19 protein-coding genes are annotated in these 18,219 nt (G+C 70.1%); 13 read left to right on the plus strand and 6 right to left on the minus strand.

Annotated elements, in window-relative coordinates; all coding sequences use genetic code 11:
- The first annotated feature begins 156 nt into the window (after window positions 1-156).
- From JOM49_RS39745 to idi, 12 genes are all read left to right on the plus strand, one after another.
- Window positions 157-945: an MlaE family ABC transporter permease gene (locus tag JOM49_RS39745; protein WP_209669626.1), complete on the plus strand. Its 789-nt coding sequence runs from the start codon at window positions 157-159 to the stop codon at window positions 943-945.
- A gap of 16 nt (window positions 946-961) precedes the next feature.
- Window positions 962-1,810, plus strand: coding sequence for an MlaE family ABC transporter permease (locus JOM49_RS39750; RefSeq protein ID WP_209672190.1), 849 nt, complete (start codon window positions 962-964; stop codon window positions 1,808-1,810).
- Entirely contained in the window at window positions 1,807-3,078 is a 1,272-nt protein-coding gene (locus tag JOM49_RS39755) for an MCE family protein (protein WP_209669628.1), read from the plus strand. Before JOM49_RS39750 ends, JOM49_RS39755 begins: the two co-directional genes overlap by 4 nt.
- On the plus strand, window positions 3,075-4,079 hold the full coding sequence (locus JOM49_RS39760; RefSeq protein WP_209669630.1) for an MCE family protein: 1,005 nt from the start codon (window positions 3,075-3,077) through the stop codon (window positions 4,077-4,079). Before JOM49_RS39755 ends, JOM49_RS39760 begins: the two co-directional genes overlap by 4 nt.
- The gene (locus JOM49_RS39765) at window positions 4,076-5,068 is read left to right on the plus strand and encodes an MCE family protein (RefSeq protein WP_209669632.1); all 993 of its coding nucleotides are present in this window, start codon (window positions 4,076-4,078) and stop codon (window positions 5,066-5,068) included. Before JOM49_RS39760 ends, JOM49_RS39765 begins: the two co-directional genes overlap by 4 nt.
- Complete coding sequence (locus JOM49_RS39770) at window positions 5,065-6,165, plus strand: MCE family protein (protein WP_209669634.1); 1,101 nt, start codon at window positions 5,065-5,067, stop codon at window positions 6,163-6,165. Before JOM49_RS39765 ends, JOM49_RS39770 begins: the two co-directional genes overlap by 4 nt.
- A complete protein-coding gene (locus tag JOM49_RS39775; RefSeq protein WP_209669636.1) occupies window positions 6,162-7,220 on the plus strand; it encodes an MCE family protein in 1,059 nt (352 codons plus the stop codon). The genes JOM49_RS39770 and JOM49_RS39775 overlap by 4 nt, the downstream gene beginning before the upstream one ends.
- Window positions 7,220-8,431, plus strand: a complete 1,212-nt coding sequence (locus tag JOM49_RS39780) for an MCE family protein (protein ID WP_209669639.1) — start codon at window positions 7,220-7,222, stop codon at window positions 8,429-8,431. The genes JOM49_RS39775 and JOM49_RS39780 overlap by 1 nt, the downstream gene beginning before the upstream one ends.
- A complete protein-coding gene (locus tag JOM49_RS39785; RefSeq protein ID WP_209669640.1) occupies window positions 8,416-8,919 on the plus strand; it encodes an Rv1363c family protein in 504 nt (167 codons plus the stop codon). The genes JOM49_RS39780 and JOM49_RS39785 overlap by 16 nt, the downstream gene beginning before the upstream one ends.
- Before the next feature lie 13 nt (window positions 8,920-8,932).
- Window positions 8,933-9,541: a hypothetical protein gene (locus JOM49_RS39790; protein WP_209669643.1), complete on the plus strand. Its 609-nt coding sequence runs from the start codon at window positions 8,933-8,935 to the stop codon at window positions 9,539-9,541.
- A gap of 54 nt (window positions 9,542-9,595) precedes the next feature.
- On the plus strand, window positions 9,596-10,348 hold the full coding sequence (locus JOM49_RS39795) for an IclR family transcriptional regulator (RefSeq protein ID WP_209669645.1): 753 nt from the start codon (window positions 9,596-9,598) through the stop codon (window positions 10,346-10,348).
- A 123-nt stretch (window positions 10,349-10,471) separates the two neighbouring features.
- Window positions 10,472-11,062, plus strand: a complete 591-nt coding sequence (idi, locus tag JOM49_RS39800; RefSeq protein WP_209669647.1) for an isopentenyl-diphosphate Delta-isomerase — start codon at window positions 10,472-10,474, stop codon at window positions 11,060-11,062.
- Window positions 11,063-11,097: 35 nt separating this feature from the next.
- On the opposite strand, the gene JOM49_RS39805 is transcribed toward idi, so the two are convergent.
- From JOM49_RS39805 to JOM49_RS39830, 6 genes are all read right to left on the minus strand, one after another.
- A complete protein-coding gene (locus JOM49_RS39805) occupies window positions 11,098-12,705 on the minus strand; it encodes a monocarboxylic acid transporter (protein ID WP_209669649.1) in 1,608 nt (535 codons plus the stop codon).
- Window positions 12,702-13,049, minus strand: a complete 348-nt coding sequence (locus JOM49_RS39810; RefSeq protein WP_209672192.1) for a DUF485 domain-containing protein — start codon at window positions 13,047-13,049, stop codon at window positions 12,702-12,704. Before JOM49_RS39810 ends, JOM49_RS39805 begins: the two co-directional genes overlap by 4 nt.
- 67 nt (window positions 13,050-13,116) lie before the next feature.
- Window positions 13,117-14,889 (minus strand): sodium/solute symporter, encoded by a 1,773-nt coding sequence (locus JOM49_RS39815; protein ID WP_209669651.1) that lies wholly within the window; start codon window positions 14,887-14,889, stop codon window positions 13,117-13,119.
- Window positions 14,886-15,233 (minus strand): hypothetical protein, encoded by a 348-nt coding sequence (locus JOM49_RS39820; RefSeq protein ID WP_209669653.1) that lies wholly within the window; start codon window positions 15,231-15,233, stop codon window positions 14,886-14,888. Before JOM49_RS39820 ends, JOM49_RS39815 begins: the two co-directional genes overlap by 4 nt.
- A gap of 3 nt (window positions 15,234-15,236) precedes the next feature.
- Window positions 15,237-16,019 (minus strand): LytR/AlgR family response regulator transcription factor, encoded by a 783-nt coding sequence (locus JOM49_RS39825; RefSeq protein WP_209669655.1) that lies wholly within the window; start codon window positions 16,017-16,019, stop codon window positions 15,237-15,239.
- Entirely contained in the window at window positions 16,019-17,059 is a 1,041-nt protein-coding gene (locus JOM49_RS39830) for a sensor histidine kinase (RefSeq protein ID WP_209669657.1), read from the minus strand. The genes JOM49_RS39825 and JOM49_RS39830 overlap by 1 nt, the downstream gene beginning before the upstream one ends.
- A gap of 139 nt (window positions 17,060-17,198) precedes the next feature.
- On the opposite strand from JOM49_RS39830, the gene JOM49_RS39835 reads away from it, so the two are divergent.
- Complete coding sequence (locus tag JOM49_RS39835) at window positions 17,199-18,191, plus strand: winged helix-turn-helix domain-containing protein (protein ID WP_209669659.1); 993 nt, start codon at window positions 17,199-17,201, stop codon at window positions 18,189-18,191.
- The last annotated feature ends 28 nt before the right edge of the window (window positions 18,192-18,219 follow it).

The following is an 18,219-nucleotide window of genomic DNA, read 5'->3' on the forward strand; positions in this document are numbered from 1 at the left end:
GACAACTCCCCGGCGGCGGATTTGTCACTGCGGCACAAGGAAAAACGCCTTGTCAGGACCGTAATGAGCCGATCTTGCGGATCGCTTGTCGACCGGGTGGCCCGTAGTTAGCGTACTGGTCAGTAACCCTGGTCACAGCAGCCGAAAGGTGCCGGAATGAGCACGAAGACCCGCTCCTTCCCCGGTGCGGGCGCGGTCCGGGAGACCGGCCGGCTCTACGCGCTCGGCCTGGACGTGGCCCGCAGCATCTTCCGGCGCCCGTTCCAGTTCCGCGAGCTGGTGCAGCAGTTCTGGTTCATCGCGAGCGTGTCGATCCTGCCGACCGCGCTGGTCTCCATCCCGTTCGGCGCGGTCATCGCGCTGCACCTCGGCTCGCTGACCACGCAGATCGGCGCGCAGTCGTTCACCGGGGCGGCCAGCGTGCTGGCGATCATCCAGCAGGCCAGCCCGGTGGTCACCGCGCTGCTGATCGCCGGGGCCGGCGGCTCGGCCATGTGCGCCGACCTCGGCTCGCGCACCATCCGCGAGGAGATCGACGCCATGGAGGTGCTCGGCGTCTCCCCGGTCCAGCGGCTGATCGTGCCGCGGGTGCTGGCCGCGATGGCCGTGGCGGTGTTCCTCAACGGCCTGGTCAGCGTGGTCGGCGTGCTCGGCGGTTACGTGTTCAACGTGATCATGCAGGACGGCACCCCCGGCGCCTACCTGGCCAGCTTCTCCGCCCTCGCCCAGCTGCCCGACCTGTGGATCAGCGAGCTGAAGGCGCTGCTGTTCGGCTTCGTGGCCGGGATCGTGGCCGCCTACCGCGGGCTCAACCCCAAGGCCGGGCCGAAGGGCGTGGGCGACGCGGTGAACCAGTCGGTGGTCATCACCTTCCTGCTGCTGTTCCTGATGAACCTGGTGCTCAGCTCGCTGTACCTGCAGCTGGTACCGCCGAAGGGGATGTGACCTCGTGACCGAGACGATGTTCCCGCCGGAGACCCGGGTCCGCCGCGCCGGCCGCGCGATCGACCGGCGGTTCGGCTTCCTGGACACCCTGGGCGACCAGGTGCTGTTCTACCTCAAGGCGCTGGCCTGGACCCCGCGCGCGATCTTCCGCTACAGCAAGGAGATCGTCCGCCTGCTGGCCGAGGTCAGCTTCGGCAGCGGGGCGCTGGCGGTGATCGGCGGCACCATCGGCGTGATGATCGGGATGACCGTGTTCACCGGCGCGGTGGTCGGCATCCAGGGCTACTCGGCGCTGAACCAGGTCGGCACCTCGGCCTTCGCCGGGTTCATCTCCGCCTACTTCAACACCCGTGAGATCGCCCCGCTGGTGGCGGGCATCGCGCTCTCGGCCACGGTCGGCTGCGGGTTCACCGCCCAGCTCGGCGCGATGCGGATCTCGGAGGAGATCGACGCGCTCGAGGTGATGGGCGTGCCGAGCATCCCCTACCTGGTGGCCACCCGGATCGTCGCCGGGTTCCTGGCGATCATCCCGCTGTACGCGATCGGCCTGCTCACCTCGTACGTCGCCTCGCGGCAGGTGACCATCTGGTTCTTCGGCCAGTCCGCCGGCACCTACGACCACTACTTCCAGCTGTTCCTGCCCCCGATCGACGTGCTCTGGTCGTTCCTCAAGGTGCTGGTGTTCAGCATCATCGTGGTGCTCTCGCACTGCTACTACGGCTACCGCGCCAGTGGCGGGCCCGCCGGGGTCGGCGTGGCCGTCGGACGGGCGGTGCGGACCGCGATCGTCGCGGTCAGCCTGCTCGACTTCTTCCTCAGCCTCGCCATCTGGGGCGCCACCACGACGGTGAAGGTGGCCGGATGAACAAGGCACGCAGGCACAAGTACGTCCGGCGCACGGCCGGGGTGTTCTTCCTGGCCGCCATGCTCGCGTTCGTCTCGCTGTCGGTCGCGGTCTACCGCAAGGAGTTCGTGTCCTCGGTGTCGGTCACCCTGAAGACCGGCCGGGCGGGCAACCAGCTCCACGTCTCTTCGGAGGTCAAGGCACGCGGGGTGGTCGTCGGCGAGGTGCGCGAGATCCGGTCCGGTGCGAGTGGCGCGGAGGTCCTGCTCGCACTGGATCCGGAGAAGTCGGAGAAGCTGCCGAAGAACGTCTCGGCACTGCTCATCCCGAAGACGCTGTTCGGCGAGCGCTACGTGCAGCTGTCCATCCCCGAGCCGCGCGGACCGCAGATCGCCGAGGGCGACGTCATCTCCCAGGACCGCTCGGCCAACGCGATCGAGCTGGAGAAGGTCTACGACGACCTGCTCCCGGTGCTCAAGGCGGTGCAGCCGCAGAAGCTGTCCACCACGCTGACCGCGGTGTCGACCGCGCTGCGGGACCGCGGTGAGCAGCTCGGCGACACGCTGGTGACCGCGGCCGACTACCTGGAGCGGTTCAACCCGAGCCTGCCCGAGCTGAACGAGAACATCCGCGACCTCGCCGGGGTCAGCCAGTTGTACGGCGACATCGCGCCGGACCTGCTCGACTCGCTGACCGACAGCGCGGTCACCCTGCAGACCGTCGCGGAGAAGAAGGAGGACCTCGGCTCGCTCTACGGCCAGGTCACCGCCTCCGCCCAGGACGTCACCGAGTTCCTGGCGAACAACAAGGACAACATCATCCGGCTCGCCGTCGACAGCCGCGAGTCGCTCGAGCTCGCCGCCGCCTACTCCCCCAGCTTCCCCTGCACGCTCAAGGCGATGACCGACCTGAAACCGGCCATGGACAAGGTGCTGGGCGCGGGCACCGACGAACCCGGCATGCACGTGAAGGCGTCGGTGTTCGCCAGCCGCGGCGGATACGAGCCCGGCGTGGACGACCCGGTGTACACCGCGAGTGGTGGGCCGAAGTGCTACCCGAGCGGGGTCGCGCCGACGACCGGGGCCACCGTGGCGCAGACCGGCAGCCCGGCGCACCCGCTGCTGCCCGGCCGTTCCGGTGAGCTGGGGCTGCCGAACTCACCGCAGGAGCGGGAGCTGATCTCGACGCTGGTGGCGCCGGAGATCGGTGTCGCGCCCGGCGAGGTCGCGCCGTGGAGCAGCGTGCTGGTCGGACCGCTCTACCGGGGCACGGAGGTGACCGTCCGATGAGGAACTTCGGCGCACCGCTGATCAAGGGCCTGCTGTTCATCCTGGTGACCACGCTGGCCACGACCGTGCTCGCGTTGTCCATCGCCAACACCGGGGTGGGCGAGGCCGACACCTACAGCGCGCGGTTCACCGACGTCACCGCGCTCAACGCCGGGGACGACATCCGGATTTCCGGGGTGCGGGTGGGCCAGGTCGAGGAGCTCAAGGTGGTCGACCAGCACATCGCGCAGGTCAAGTTCTCCGTGGACCGCGGGCGCCGGCTGCCCTCGGACCTGCGCGCGACCATCAAGTACCGCAACATGGTCGGGCAGCGCTACATCGCGCTGGAACGCGGGAAGCTGCCCGGTGCCGAGCCGATGGTGCCCGGGGACGAGATCCCGCTGGAGCGCACCACGCCGGCGCTGGACCTGACGGACCTGTTCAACGGGTTCAAGCCGCTGTTCCAGGCGCTGTCGCCGACCGACGTGAACCAGCTCTCGGGCGAGATCGTGCAGGTGCTGCAGGGTGAGGGCAGCACGGTGGAGAGCCTGCTCATGCACACCGGGGCGCTGACCACCACGCTCGCCAGCCGGGACCAGGTGATCGGCCAGGTCATCACCAATCTGAACTCGGTGCTCAAGACGATCAACAGCAAGGGCGACCGGCTGTCGTCGGTGGTGTCCACCCTCCAGCAGCTGGTGTCCGGGCTGGCCGAGGACCGGACCGCGATCGGTGAGGCCGTGCAGGGCGTCGCGGACCTGTCCGACGCCACCGCCGGGCTGTTCGAAGTGGCCCGGCCGCCGCTGAAGGAGACCATCGCCGAACTCGGCGCCGTCTCGGGCAACCTGGCCGCGCAGGAGGACGAGTTGGACCAGTTCTTCGAGCTGCTGCCGAAGAAGCTCGACGCGGTCGGCCGGACCGGCACCTACGGCTCGTGGCTGAACTTCTACCTGTGCGAGGCGAAGCTGACCGCCGACCCGCCCATCGGCGTCCGGTCGCCGGAAGCGAGGTGCCAGTCATGACCTCGTTCCGCGAGCGCAACCCGTTCACCATCGGCATCGCCGGTTCGCTGGCGATCGCGGCGATCACCGCGGCCACCTTCTACTACGAGGAACTGCCGATCGTCGGCGGCGGCACCACCTACCAGGCCGAGTTCGGCGAGGCCGCCGGCTTGCAGGAGAGCGACGAGGTGCGGGTGGCAGGCATCAAGGTCGGCGAGGTCACCGAGGTGGACCTGGCCGAGGACCACGTGCTGGTCAGCTTCCGGGTCCAGGAGACCTGGATCGGCAACCAGACCTCGGCCGGGATCAAGATCAAGACACTGCTGGGCCGGAAGTTCCTCTCGCTGTACCCGATCGGCGACGGCGAGCAGGACCCGGAGACGCCGATCGGCCGGGACCGCACGGTCACCCCGTACGACGTGACCGACGCGTTCAACGGGCTGGCGAACACCGTCGACGCGATCGACACCAACCAGCTGGCGACCAGTTTCCGCACGCTGTCGGACACCTTCAAGGACTCCCCGGCCCACGTCCGGACCGCGCTCGACGGGCTCACCTCGCTGTCGAAGACGGTCTCCTCACGCGACGAGGAACTGGCCGAGCTGCTGCGCAACGCCCGGTCGGTGGCGAACTCGCTGGCGGAGTCCGGCGAGGAGTTCCAGGCGCTGATCGACGACGGGAACCTGCTGCTCGGCGAACTGAACAACCGCCGCGAGTCGATCCACCAGCTGCTGGTGAACGCGCAGGAGCTGGGCAAGCAGCTCTCCGGCCTGGTCAAGGACAACACCGGCCAGCTCTCCGGCGTACTGGCGAAGCTGGACCAGGTGACCGGCGTGCTGCAGCGGCACACCGAGAACATCGACGCCAGCCTGAAGATCGCCGGTCCCTACTTCCGGATGGTGAACAACACCATGGGCAACGGCCGCTGGGTGGACAACTACGTCTGCGGGCTGGTCCCGGAGAACCGGGACCCGTGCGTGCCGCCGCTGCCGGAAGGGGCCCCGAAGTGATCAGCACGAGGACCGGCCTGCGGGCCGCGCGGCTCGCCACGGTGCTCATCGTGGCCGCGCTGGTGGTCGCCGGCGGGCTGTGGTGGATCTTCTCCGGGGACGGCAGCAAGCGGATCACCGCGTTGTTCCCGCGGGCGGTCGGCGTCTACAGCGGCTCCGACGTGCGCCTGCTGGGCGTGCGGATCGGGCAGGTGGAGACGGTGACCCCGGTCGGCGAGCACGTCGAGGTGACGCTGAGCGTGGACGGGCAGGCGCCGGTTTCGGCGGCGACCAAGGCGCTGGTGGTGGCCCCGAGCGTGGTGTCCGACCGGTACGTGCAGTTCTCCACGGTGGCGCGCAAGGGCGACCCGCGGCTGACCGACGGCACGGTGATCGGGGTGGAGCGCACCGGCACCCCGGTGGAGCTCGACGAGTTGTACGCCAGCCTGAACGACCTGGCCACCTCGCTCGGGCCGAAGGGCGCGAACTCCGACGGCGCGCTGTCGGAACTGCTCGAAACGGGCGCGGCGAACCTGGACGGCAACGGCCGGGCGATCAACGAGAACATCCGCAACTTCGCCGACCTGGCGCGGACGCTGTCCGACTCGAAGGACGACCTGTTCGGCACGCTGGACGAGCTGGGCAAGTTCACCGACATGCTGGCCGCCAACGACAACGACGTGGAGACGGTGAACCAGCAGCTCGCCCAGGTGTGGCAGACGCTGTCGGCCGACCGCGAGGAGCTCTCCGGCGCGCTGACCGCGCTGGGCTCGGCACTCGGTGAGGTGCAGGCCTTCATCCGCGACAATCGCGCGGCCATCAAGTCCAACGTGGACAAGCTGAGCCAGACCACGCAGGTGCTGGTGGACCAGCGGGCGCAGCTGGCCGAGACGCTGGACACGCTGCCGCTGGCCGCGAGTAACGTGCTCGGCGCCTTCGACCCCGACTCCGGCACCCTGCAGGGCCGGACCTACCTCGACGAGTTCCTGAACCCGCGGAAGGTGAGCGTGCCACCGGGCATGGAGCCGCTGCCCGACGGCGCGCCGATGCCGGACTCCGCGCCGGACCTGCCGCTGCCGGTCTCCGGTCCGGTCTACGTGCCTGGAGGTGCCGGATGAGGCGACGCTGGCTGGCCGCGAGCCTGGCGAGTTGCCTGCTGCTGACCACGGCGTGCTCGGGTGACGGGTTCAAGGGCGTCTACGACCTGCCGCTGCCCGGTGGCGCGGACATCGGCGACCACCCGTACCGGGTCACCGTGCAGTTCGCCGACGTGCTGGACCTGGTGCCGCAGGCCTCGGTGAAGGTCAACGACGTGCCGGTCGGGCGGGTGGAGTCGATCCGGCTGGGCGACGACGGCTGGACCGCCGAGGCGGTGGTCGCGGTCAACGGCGACGTGGTGCTGCCCGCCAACAGCCTGGCCCGGCTGCGCCAGTCGAGCCTGCTCGGCGAGAAGTTCGTCGAGCTGGCGGCACCGGAGCAGACGGTGGGCGAACTGGGCGATGGCGCGGTGATCGGGGTGGACCGGACCAACCGGAACCCGGAGTTCGAGGAAGTCTTCGGCGCGTTGTCACTGCTGCTCAACGGCGGCGGGATCAGCCAGCTGCAGACGATCAACCAGGAACTGACCAAGGTGCTCGACGGCAACGAGCCGGAGATCCGCAACTTCCTGGCCACCGTGGACGAGCTGGTGACCAACCTCGACGCGCACTCCGGGGACATCACCGCCGCGCTGGACGGGCTGAACCAGCTCTCGGCCACGCTCGCCGACCGCGACGAGCAGATCGACGGCGCGCTGTCGAACCTGACACCCGGGCTGGCCACGCTGGCCGAGCAGCGGAAGTCGCTGGTCACCATGCTGAACTCGCTCGACGAGCTGTCCACCGTGGCCATCGACACGATCAACCGCAGCAAGGACGACATGGTCGCCGACCTCCACGCGCTCGCGCCGATCCTCGGGCAGCTCGCCGACGCGGGCCAGGACCTGCCGAGCGCGCTGGAGATCCTGCCGACCTTCCCGTTCACCGACCCGGTGCTCGACGCGGTGAAGGGCGACTACCTGAACATGTTCCTCACCATCGAGCCCGGCGCGGGCGTGGAGCTGCCGCCCGGCGGGCCGGTGCTGCCGTTGCCCGCCTCCGGCGGCGTCGAGTCGCTGACCCCGGGGGGCAACTGATGCTGACCAGGAAAGTCCGCGTGCAGGTGCTGGCGTTCGTGGTGGTGGCGCTGTCCGCGGTCGCGTTCATCGGCGGCAAGTACGCCGGGCTGGGCCAGTTGTTCGGCGGCAGCGGGTACGTGGTGTCGCTGCGGCTGGCCGACGGCGGCGGGGTGTTCACCAACGGCGAGGTGACCTACCGCGGGGTGGCCGTCGGGCGGGTCGGGGAACTGCGGCTGACCGACGACGGCATGGAGGTCGACCTGCTGATCGACGGGTCCGCGCCGCCGATCCCGTCCAACGCCGCGGCCGTGGTCAGCAACCGGTCGGCGGTCGGTGAGCAGTACGTCGACCTGCAGCCGCGCACCGCGGACGGCCCGTTCCTCGAAGAGGGCTCGGCCATCCCGATGGAGTCGACGCGGGTGCCGCTGCCGGTGCAGGACCTGCTCGGCAACCTCAGTTCGCTCAACGCCTCGGTGCCCACGGACGCGCTGCGCACGGTGGTCGACGAGTTCTACGACGCCTTCCACGGCACCGGCCCGGACCTGCAGGTCCTGCTGGACTCGACCACCGCGTTCACGCAGACCGCCGCGGAGCACCTGCCGCAGACGCAGGCGCTGATCACCGACGGCACGACGGTGCTGCAGACGCAGCTGGACTCGACCGACGCGTGGAAGTCGTTCTCCGGCAACGCGAAGCTCTTCGCCAGTGAGCTGGCCAGCGCCGACGGGGACCTGCGGGCGCTGATCGGCACCGCGCCGCAGGCGGCCACGCAGCTCAGCGGGCTGCTGGAGGACACCGACCCGTCGCTGTCGATCCTGCTGGCCAACCTGCTGACCACCACGGACGTGTTCGCCACCAGGACGGCCGGGATGGAGGAGCTGTTCGTCACCATCCCCAAGGCGGTGGCGGCCACCTCCACCTCGATCGACATGGAGAGCGGGGACCTGTCGATCGTGACCCAGTTCGTGGATCCGCCGGTGTGCAAGCAGGGCTACGAGGGCACGCCGCGGCGGTCGCCGCTGGACCTCACGGCGGGGCAGTTCAACACCGAGGCCGCGTGCACGCTGCCGAAGGGTTCGGCGAGTTCGGTGCGGGGGGCGCAGAACGCGCCGAAGGGCGGGGTGCCGCCGATCGCGGTGCCGGGCTCGAAGCTGGCCGGGCCGCTCAGCTCGCCCGCGCTGCCGCAGGTCTCGGCCAGCATGGAGGAGATGTTGTGGCTGCCAAACTGAAGCTCGCGATCGGCCTGCTGGTGGCCGCGGTGGTCTTCGCCGGTGCCTCCGGCTGGCTGTGGGTGAGCGCCGCGGTGGACGACGACCTGTCCTACGCCCAGTCCCGCGACGACGCGCTCGCCGCCGGCCGGCAGCAGATCGCCGAGCTGAACAGCCTGGACCACCACCGGGTGGACGAGGGCATCGGCCGCTGGCTGGAGGTGTCCACCGGCAAGCTGCACGACGAACTGGCGCGCACCGATGAAGCCACGAAGAAGTCACTGCGCGAGGGCGGGACCGTCGCCACCGGGAAGGTGCTGGACGCGGCGGTGAACTCGCTCGACGACCACACCGGCACGGCGCGCTTGCTGGCTTCGGTGGAGATCACCGTGGCCAAGGAGGGCGCGGCGACCTCGACCAAGCGCAACCGGTTCTCGGCCCAGCTGACCAGGACCGAAGCGGGCTGGAAGGTCAGCGCCATGGACCAGGTGCCCATCGGTGCCGGCTGAGGAGGAACGCGAGATGACCACCACCGAAGCCGAGCCGTCAGCGGACGTCGAGGAACCGGAAGAGATTGGTGCCGAGTCGTCGGCGAACGTCGAGGAGACCGCAGCCGAGGCGCCGGAAGAACCGTCGCGCCTGCCGACGTACCTGATCGCCGCCGCGATCGTGCTGGCGCTGCTCGGCGGGTTCTTCACCTGGCAGGGGATCTCGCTGCGGACCGCCGACTCGGCCTCGAACTCCGCGCTGGTGGACACCGGTGCCACGGCCGAGGTGAACTCGGCGATCACCACCTCGCTCAACAAGATCTTCTCCTACTCCTACGACAAGACCGAGGTGACCGAGAAGGCGGCGGCCACGGCGTTGCGCGGGCAGGCGCTGGAGACCTACAACCAGCTCTTCGGCCAGGTCCGCGCGCTGGCGCCGCAGCAGAAGCTGGTGCTCACCACGCGGGTGGTCAGCTCGGCGGTGCAGTCGCTCTCCGGCGACCGCGCGCAGCTGCTGGTGTTCCTCGACCAGTCCGCCACCCGCGCGGACAACAGCTCCAGCAGCGCCGCCGCGTCCCAGCTGTCGATCACCGCCGAGCGGCAGGACGGCTCCTGGGTGATCGTCGAACTGCAGCCCCGCTGACCCACCAGGTGGTACGGTCACGCCGTCTGATGGTCGAGCGGGGTGGGGACGGTCATGGACGGTGACGAAGGCGGCGTGCGCAGCGTGCTGCGGGCGATCGACCTGCTCGGCCTGTTCACCGAGAACCGCCGCACGTGGAGCATCCGCGAGCTGACCGAGGCGAGCGGACTGGCCAAGACAACGGTGATCCGGCTGGTCACCACCTGTGAACAACGTGGTCTGCTGTGGACCCGCGCGGACGGCCAGGTGACCATCGGCCCCGGGCTGCTGCGGTGGGCCAAGCTGGGGCACGCCGCCTGGCAGCTGTCCGAGCCGGTCCGGCAGGTGATGCGGGAGCTGGCGTCGAAATGCGGCGAAACGGTCAACATCTACGTCCGCAGCAGCGCCGCCCGCGTCTGCGTGGCGCAGCACGAGGGCCCGCAGCACATCCGGCACGTGGTGCGCGTCGGCGACGAGCTACCGCTGTGGGCCGGCGCGGCCGGCAAGGTGCTGCTGATCGGCGCCCAGTCCACTGTGGTCGATCAGGTGGCCGCGCTTTCCCCGTACGGCAGGGAGTTCGCCGACGAACTGCGCAGGCGCGCGGGTACGGCGGCGGTCGACGGGCACGCGGTGAGCCACGGGGAACGCGAGCTGGGTGCCTCGGGGATCGCCGCGCCGGTGACCGATCGTGAGGGCCGCATCATCGCCGCGCTGGCGGTCGGCGGGCCGACCACGCGGTTCACCGACGAGCGGGTCGCCGAGTTCGTCACCGCGGTGGTCACTTCGGCGCAGTGGATCTCGCGGCTCGGCCTCGATCCGGCCCGCTGACACCCCAGCGTGAGTAGCGCTGTGCCGTCCATTGGGACTAGTGAGTGACCGGACTGCAAGGCCGGGTGAAATCCGGTTCCCGCGTTTGGTGCGCCGCACCGCTTCCGGATTAGGGTCAGAAGCATGACTGAGCAGGTGGTTCTCCTCGACGAGCAAGGGCACGCGATCGGCGTCGCCGACAAAGCCGGAGTGCACCACCGGCAGACCCCGCTGCACCTGGCCTTCTCCGCCTACGCGTTCAACGAGCGCGGCCAGTTCCTGCTGACCCGGCGGGCGTTCGGCAAGCGCACCTTCCCCGGGGTGTGGACGAACAGCTGCTGCGGGCACCCCGCGCCGGGCGAGGACATGAGCGACGGCATCGTGCGGCGGCTGTCCCAGGAACTCGGCCTGACCAGCATCGGCATCGACCTGGTGCTGCCGGAGTTCCAGTACCGCGCGGAGATGGACGGCGTGGTGGAGAACGAGAAGTGCCCGGTGTGGCGGGTGGAGGTGATCGGCGAGCCGGAGCCGGACCCCACCGAGGTCGACGCCTACCGGTGGGTCGAGTGGAACCAGCTGGTCCGGGAGATCGAGGACGGCAGCCAGGCGATCTCGCCGTGGTGCCGGGAGCAACTCGCCGAGCTGCGGACGCTGGGCCCGGACCCGCTCGACTGGCCGTCCGCCGAGCACACCCGGCTGCCCCCGGCCGCACTCGTGAGTGCGCAAGGCCGTTAGAACGACCCTGCGCACTCACGCCCCGGGGGTGGGGGTCAGTGCGAGACGGCCTTCTCCGCGCCGGCTCCGGTGAGCGAGCGGACCTCCATCTCGGCGTATTTGTCCTGGTTGTGTTCCTTGGACAGGACGGTGCCGAGCCAGCCGAGGAAGAACGACAGCGGGATCGACACGAGTCCGGGGTTCTGCAGCGGGAACCAGTGGAAGTCCACGCCCTTGATCATCGAGTTCGGCAGGCCGGAGACGGCGGGCGAGAAGATGATCAGCACGATGGTGACGCCGAGGCCGCCGTAGATCGACCACAACGCGCCCGAGGTGTTGAACCGCTTCCAGAACAACGAGTACAGGATGGTCGGCAGGTTCGCCGACGCCGCGACCGCGAAGGCCAGCGCGACCAGGAACGCGACGTTCTGATCCTTCGCCAGGATGCCGCCGACGATCGCGACCGCGCCGATCACCACGGCGGTGATGCGGGCGACGCGGACTTCGGCGTTGCTGTCGGAGACCTTGCCCTTCTTGATCACGTTGGCGTACACGTCGTGCGCGAACGACGCCGACGCGGTGATCGTGAGGCCAGCCACCACGGCGAGGATCGTCGCGAAGGCCACCGCGGCGATGAACCCGAGCAGGATCGGCCCGCCGAGTGCCTGTGCGAGCAGGGGCGCGGCCGAGTTCTCCTTGCCCGGTGCCTTGTTGATGGCCTCCTTGCCGACGATCGCGCCCGCGCCGTAGCCGAGGACCAGGGTGAACAGGTAGAACAGCCCGATCAGGCCGATCGCCCAGACCACCGACTTCCGCGCGTCCTTCGCCGTGGGCACGGTGTAGAAGCGCATCAGCACGTGCGGCAGGCCTGCGGTACCGAGCACCAGTGCGATGCCCAGGGACAGGAAGTCGATCTTCGAGGTCTCCGAGACGCCGTAGCGCGCACCCGGGTTCAGCACGGCCTCACCGGCGGAACCGGCGCGATCGACCGCGGCACCCAGCAGTTCGGAAAGGTTGAAGCCGTAGCGGGCCAGCACCCACACGGTCATCGCGAACGCGCCGGTGATCAGCAGCGCGGCCTTGATGATCTGCACCCAGGTGGTGCCCTTCATCCCGCCGACCAGCACGTAGATGATCATCACGACACCCACGACGGAGATGACCACGGCCTGGCCGACGCCGGACGAGATGCCCAGCAGCAGCGAGACCAGGATGCCCGCACCGGCCATCTGGGCGAGCAGGTAGAAGAAGCTGACCGCCATCGTGGACGTCGCGGCCGCCGCACGTACCGGCCGCTGCTTCATCCGGAAGGCGAGCACGTCGCCCATGGTGAACTTGCCGGTGTTGCGCAGCAGTTCCGCGACCAGCAGCAGCGCCACCAGCCACGCGACGAGGAAGCCGATCGAATAGAGGAAACCGTCGTAGCCGTAGACCGCGATCGCACCCGCGATCCCGAGGAACGAGGCAGCCGACAGGTAGTCACCGGCGATGGCCACGCCGTTCTGCGGCCCGGAAAAGGCGCGGCCCGCGGCGTAGTAGTCCGACGCCGTCTTCGTGTTCCGCGAGGCCCGGAACACGATCACCAGCGTCACAACCACGAACGCCCCGAAGATGCTGATGTTCAGCACGGGGTTCGACCCCTGGACACCCTGTGCGAGGTTCACTTGCCCGCCCCCTCGATGTCTTCGCGGATCTTGTCGGCAACGGGGTCCAGATGACGATTCGCGTGGCGCACATACAACCCCGTGATCACGAAGGTCGACACGAACTGCAGCAGGCCGAGGACCAGGCCGACGTTGATGTTGCCGACGAGCTTGGTGGACATGAAGCCGTGGGCGTAGTCGGCGAGCACCACGTAGAGCAGGTACCAGATCAGGAACAGGCCCGTCATCGGGAACACGAAGGTCCGCAGCCGCCTGCGCAACTGCTGGAACTCGGGGCCGGCCTGGATCGCTTTCCAGTCCGCTTCTTCGCCTGGTGGCCCAACGGCGGGTTCAGAGATACTCACGTCGACCTCCACGTCGAGGGGTGTGTGCCGCGACACACTAGGGAGGCGCCGGATCCAGGCGTAAGGATCAGCGGACGAATCGACGGGCCATGCGACGAACGGTTGACGAACGACCACTGGGCTGCGATGAGTGGCCTGTATCACGGCCCTGCAACAGCCGATGGTTTACATACGGACTGCGTCCTTCGCCGAGGTGCAGCCGCAACATCGCGTCGCGCGACCACGCGGGCGGGCGCCCGCGCAGGGATACCAGCACCATCGTGGCGAAGGCGAGCGGCACCGACCACGGAGCCGGTTGCGCCACCAGAATAGCTTGCCAGCCCGACAAAGCTGGGCCGAACAGCGTAGTGGCGATGGCGCCGGCCGAGGCGGTCAGGCCGACCACCACCCCGCTGATCGCGCCGGTCGTGGTCAGCCGCGGCCACCAGATTCCCAGTACCAGCAAGGGACAGAAGGTGGACGCGGCCACGGTGAAGCCCCAGGTGACCAGGATCCCGGCGTCCAGGCGGACCGCGGGCAGGGCCAGCAGCACCACCGCGGCGGCCGCGGCGAGCACGGTGAACCGCATCTGCCGCAGGCCGCCGGCGAGCAGGTCGTGCGAGATCGCCCCGGCCACCGCGAGCAGCAAACCCAGTGACGTGGCAAGGAAAGCGGCGAAGGCCCCGGCGGTCAGCAGAACGGTGAACAAGGCGCCGGCCGGACCGGGGTCGACCACCGCGGGCAACGCGACCACCGCGGTGTCGGTGGCGTCGGACAGGTACAGGTGCGGCACCAGCACCGTGCCCAAAGCCCCGTAGATCCCCGGAAACAGGTAGAAGGCGCTGAGCAGCAACACGGTCAGCGCGGCGGTCTTCCTGGCTGCCCGGCCGTCGATGCTGGTGTGGAAGCGCATCAGCACGTGGGGCAGGCCCATGGTGCCGAGCATGGTGGCGATCAGCACGGCCCACGTGCTCAGCACCGGGTAACCGGCGTGCTGGAGGTCCAATGTGGGCAAATCCCAGCCCGTTCCGCCCGGTGCTTCGTTGCCCACCGACGGCGCCGGCGTGCCCGCCGGGAAGATGATCGTGCGGCCCGCGTCGATTTCCCTGCTGCCGACCGGGATCAGCTCGGTGGTGCCGTCGGGCGCACGCACCTCGGTGGGCACCTGGAAGTCGAGCGTGGCGCCGACGCGGAATTCGATGGTGGTGTCGTGGGTGAAGTGCGTGAACTCCCGCGGGTCCACCGCCTGCGCGCGCACCTCCGGGCCGACCTGGAACACCAGCCAGGCCGCGGGCACCAGGAACAGCACCAGCTTCAGGAAGAACTGGAACGCCTGCACGTAGGTCGCCGCGCGCATCCCGCCCAGTGACAGCGTGGTCGCCGCGGCGACCCCGGCGATCACCACGCCGACCCAGTACGGCGTGCCGCCGACCGCGCCCAGCACCAGGCCCGCGGTGCGGAACTGCGGCACCAGGTACAGCCCGCCGATCACCAGCACCACCACCGCCGCGATCCGGCGCAGCACCGGGGAAGCCAGCCGCGCCTCGGCGAAGTCGGGCACGGTCAGCGCGCCCGAGCGGCGCATCGGCGCGGCGACCAGCACGAGCATCGCCACGTACCCGGCGGCGAACCCGACCGGGTACCAGAGCGAGCCGATGCCGTCCTTGACCACCAGCCCGGCGACACCGAGGAACGACGCCGCCGACAGGTACTCACCGGAGACCGCGGCGGAGTTGAGCAGTGGTGACACGCGGCGGGACGCGACCAGGAAGTCCGAAGTGGTCCGCATCGCCGCGACCGCGCGCAAGCCGACCAGCAACGTCACCAGTACGACCGGCGCCACGGCGAGCGCCGCGATCATTCGCGGTCCTCCGCGTGTTCCGCTCGCCGCAACTGCCAGCGCGCGAGCAGCACCAGCACCGGGTACGGCAGCACGGCCACCGCGAGCCAGGACACCGGGATGCTGAACAACCGCACCTCACCGAGCGACGGCAGCAGCGAAAGCGCCAGCGGCAGGCCGAGCAGGAAAGCGAACAGCAGAGCCAGCGCGGTCACCGCCATCCGCCGCTGCGCGCGGTAGATCCGCACCGCGCGCCCGGCGTCGCCCGCCTCCAGCTTCGCCACCGGCGACCGGGTGCGAGCGCGACGGCGTGAGTGCGCCAGTCGTGTCTGCGGGCTGGTGACCGCGACCCGCTTGGTGCGCACCGGCTAAGCTCCCCGCTCCGGCCGGTCCAGTTCACCGCGGTGGGCGGCGCTGAGCAGCTGCTCGCGCAGTTCACGCGCGTGCCTGCGGCTCACCGGCACGTCGCCGAGATCGGTGTGCGCGAGCAGTCCGCCCGCGGAGTCGCTGCGCAGTTCGCGGACCGCGGCCAGCGCCACCAGGAAGCTCCGGTGCGCGCGGACGAACCCCGCGCCGCCCCAGTACTCCTCCATGCGGGAGATGGGGATGCGCACGAGGTGGACGCCGGACGGCGTGTGCAGGCGGACGTAGTCACCGTGTGCCTCGACGAACTGCACCTCGCTGCGGCGCACGTACCGGGTGCGGCCCGCGACCTCGACCGGCAGCGCGGCCATCGCGTCGGTCTGGCGGGCGACCGGCTCGGCCCCGCCACCACCGCCCGCCACCATCTTCACCACGCGGGCGAGGGTGGCCGAAAGCCGTTCGGCGCGCACGGGCTTGAGCAGGTAGTCGATCGCGCCGATGCCGTACGCGGCGACCGCGTGGCCCTCGTGCGCGGTGACGAACACGATCACCGGCGGTTCGCTCAGCTTGGCCAGCAGACCGGCCATTTCGAGCCCGTCCAGCCCGGGCATGGAGATGTCCAGGAACACCGCGTCGAACGGCTCGCTCTGGATCATCCGCAGCGCGGTCACCGCGTCCGGGGCGCCGCTGACCGCGGCCACCTCCGGTGCCTCCTCCAGCAACCGGCACAGCTCGGCCAGCGCGGGCGGCACGTCGTCGACCGCGAGAACCCGCAAGCCCTGGGTCATCACGGCATCACCCCCGGCTGGAACCGCGGCACGCGCAGCACCACGCGCGTCCCGGCGTCCTTCGCGGTTTCCACCACCAGGCCATACCACGGTCCGTACACGCTGCGCAGCCGTTTGTCCACATTGGCCAGCCCGAGGCTGTCCGGCTCGCCCTGCCCGGCGAGGATGGCCTCGGCCTTCTCCGGGTCCATGCCGACCCCGTCGTCCTCCACGCTGATCACACAGTCCGTCCCCTCGGCGACGCCGGAAACGTGCACCACGCCCTTGCCCGGCGACGGCTCGATCCCGTGCCGCACCGCGTTCTCCACCACCGGCTGCAGCACCAGGTACGGCACCGCCACCGCGAGCACCTCCGGCGAGACCCGCACCTGCACGGTCAGCCGCTCCCCCAGCACCGCCCGCTGCAGCGCCAGGTAGGTCTCGATGGCGTGGAACTCGTCGGCGAGCGTCGTGTACTCGCCGTGCCTGGCCAGGCTGTACCGGATGTAGTCGGCGAAGTCCAGCATGAGTTCACGCGAGCGGTCCGGGTCGGACCGGACGAGCGAGGCGATCACGGTGAGTGCGTTGTAGACGAAGTGCGGGGAGATCTCGGCCCGCAGCGCACGCAACTCGGCACGGGCGGCGTTCTCGGCGGAGGCTTCCAGCCTGCCGCGGTCCAGGGCGTCGGCCACCCAGCCGGCCACCTCACGCACCGCGGCGCGGTCCGGCCTGCCGCAGATCACCAGCACCCCGGCCAGGTCGTCGCGGGCGTAGAGCGGCAGTGCCTGCGCGGGCGGGCGGCCGCTGGGGGTTTCGGTGTGGAGCACGTTGTGGACCAGCGCGCCGGTGTCCACCCCGGCGGGCGGGTGACCGGCCCAGACCACGACGCCGGAGAGATCAGCCAGGCCGATGGCGTCGGCTTCGAGCAGCCGGCGGATGCCGCGGGCGGCGTTGCGCACCCCGCGCCCGCCCAGCCCGCCCTTCAGTTCGCCGGCGATCTGCCTGGCGACGTGCAACACCTCGGTGGGGTCCGCCCTGGGCAGCGCGCGCAACACCGGCATGCGTGCTCCCCCTCCTCCTCGAAGTGGCTCAGATGGTAGCCGCTGTCAAGCAGTGAGCGCGTGACAGCGCGGTGCCAGAGGCGGCCCGTACAACTCATCCGGAACGTTCGAAATTCACGCACAGGGGTGGGGGCACCCGATGTTGAAGATCCATTTCAGTCCGGACGACCTGACCAGGGTCCAGCTGCTCGACAGCCCGGACCCGCTGTGGGAGACCGTGCTCAGCCTGCACCAGCTCCAGGACCGCAACCCGGACCTGCTGTTCACCGGCTGGCGCCGTCGCGCGCGCGAGCGGATCGGCCGGTCGCACCGGTACCTGGCCACGCTCGCGCCCCCGGTCGGCTACACCGCCGACTTCCTCACCCCGGGGGCCGGCTTCGGCGACGTCGAAGCGAGCATCGACGTGCTGATGCGGACCCCGAAGAAGACGCTCGCCGAGGACACCACGCTGCTCGCCGAGAGCCGCCCGCTGCCGTCGTGGAACATCGACCTGGCCGAGGGCAGGCCCGCCGCGCTCCGGCAACTGGGCGACGCCGTCCGGGAGTACTTCGCCGAGACGCTGGAGCCGCACTGGTCGTCGATCCGGTCCAGCGTGCGCAGCGACACCGCCGAACGCAGCCGGACGCTGCTGCGCGGTGGGGTCGAGCGGCTGCTGTCCACCCTGCACCCGGCCACCCGCTGGCGGGCGCCGGTGCTCGAGGTGGACTACCCGGTCGACCAGGAGCTGCACCTGCACGGCCGGGGCCTGGTGCTGGCGCCTTCGTTCTTCTGCTGGCGGCTGCCGGTCACGCTGAAGAACCCGGACCTGCCGCCGACGCTGGTGTACCCGGTGGCGCGGCAACTGGGCTGGGACTCACCGCCGAGCACGCGATCGCTGGACAACCTGCTCGGCCGCACCCGCGCCACCGTGCTCGCGGCGATCTGCACCGCGCCGGGGGTGAGCACCACCGAACTGGCGAAGAAGCTGACGATCTCAGCGGCGGGCGCCAGCCAGCACGCCACGGTGCTACGACAGGCGGCGCTGGTCGAGACGCGGCGTGAGGGCGGGACGGCCCGGCACTCGGTGACCACGCTGGGCAGCGCACTGCTGGAGTCGTCACTGGCTGTGTCCGACTTGGCTGCTTGTCGTTAGCGTTCCCCGTTCGTAGGGCGCTACGGTC

Origin of the sequence: Amycolatopsis magusensis, assembly GCF_017875555.1 — a bacterium.
GTDB classification, from domain to species: Bacteria; Actinomycetota; Actinomycetes; order Mycobacteriales; family Pseudonocardiaceae; genus Amycolatopsis; species Amycolatopsis magusensis.

Excerpts from the sequence above, each read along its gene's own strand:
- JOM49_RS39745 (WP_209669626.1), top strand. The coding sequence starts at position 157 with ATGAGCACGAAGACCCGCTCCTTCCCCGGTGCGGGCGCGGTCCGGGAG.
- JOM49_RS39750 (WP_209672190.1), top strand. The coding sequence starts at position 962 with ATGTTCCCGCCGGAGACCCGGGTCCGCCGCGCCGGCCGCGCGATCGAC.
- JOM49_RS39755 (WP_209669628.1), top strand. The coding sequence starts at position 1,807 with ATGAACAAGGCACGCAGGCACAAGTACGTCCGGCGCACGGCCGGGGTG.
- JOM49_RS39760 (WP_209669630.1), top strand. The coding sequence starts at position 3,075 with ATGAGGAACTTCGGCGCACCGCTGATCAAGGGCCTGCTGTTCATCCTG.
- JOM49_RS39765 (WP_209669632.1), top strand. The coding sequence starts at position 4,076 with ATGACCTCGTTCCGCGAGCGCAACCCGTTCACCATCGGCATCGCCGGT.
- JOM49_RS39775 (WP_209669636.1), top strand. The coding sequence starts at position 6,162 with ATGAGGCGACGCTGGCTGGCCGCGAGCCTGGCGAGTTGCCTGCTGCTG.
- JOM49_RS39780 (WP_209669639.1), top strand. The coding sequence starts at position 7,220 with ATGCTGACCAGGAAAGTCCGCGTGCAGGTGCTGGCGTTCGTGGTGGTG.
- JOM49_RS39790 (WP_209669643.1), top strand. The coding sequence starts at position 8,933 with ATGACCACCACCGAAGCCGAGCCGTCAGCGGACGTCGAGGAACCGGAA.
- JOM49_RS39795 (WP_209669645.1), top strand. The coding sequence starts at position 9,596 with ATGGACGGTGACGAAGGCGGCGTGCGCAGCGTGCTGCGGGCGATCGAC.
- idi (WP_209669647.1), top strand. The coding sequence starts at position 10,472 with ATGACTGAGCAGGTGGTTCTCCTCGACGAGCAAGGGCACGCGATCGGC.
- JOM49_RS39815 (WP_209669651.1), bottom strand. The coding sequence starts at position 14,889 with ATGATCGCGGCGCTCGCCGTGGCGCCGGTCGTACTGGTGACGTTGCTG.
- JOM49_RS39825 (WP_209669655.1), bottom strand. The coding sequence starts at position 16,019 with ATGACCCAGGGCTTGCGGGTTCTCGCGGTCGACGACGTGCCGCCCGCG.
- JOM49_RS39830 (WP_209669657.1), bottom strand. The coding sequence starts at position 17,059 with ATGCCGGTGTTGCGCGCGCTGCCCAGGGCGGACCCCACCGAGGTGTTG.
- JOM49_RS39835 (WP_209669659.1), top strand. The coding sequence starts at position 17,199 with ATGTTGAAGATCCATTTCAGTCCGGACGACCTGACCAGGGTCCAGCTG.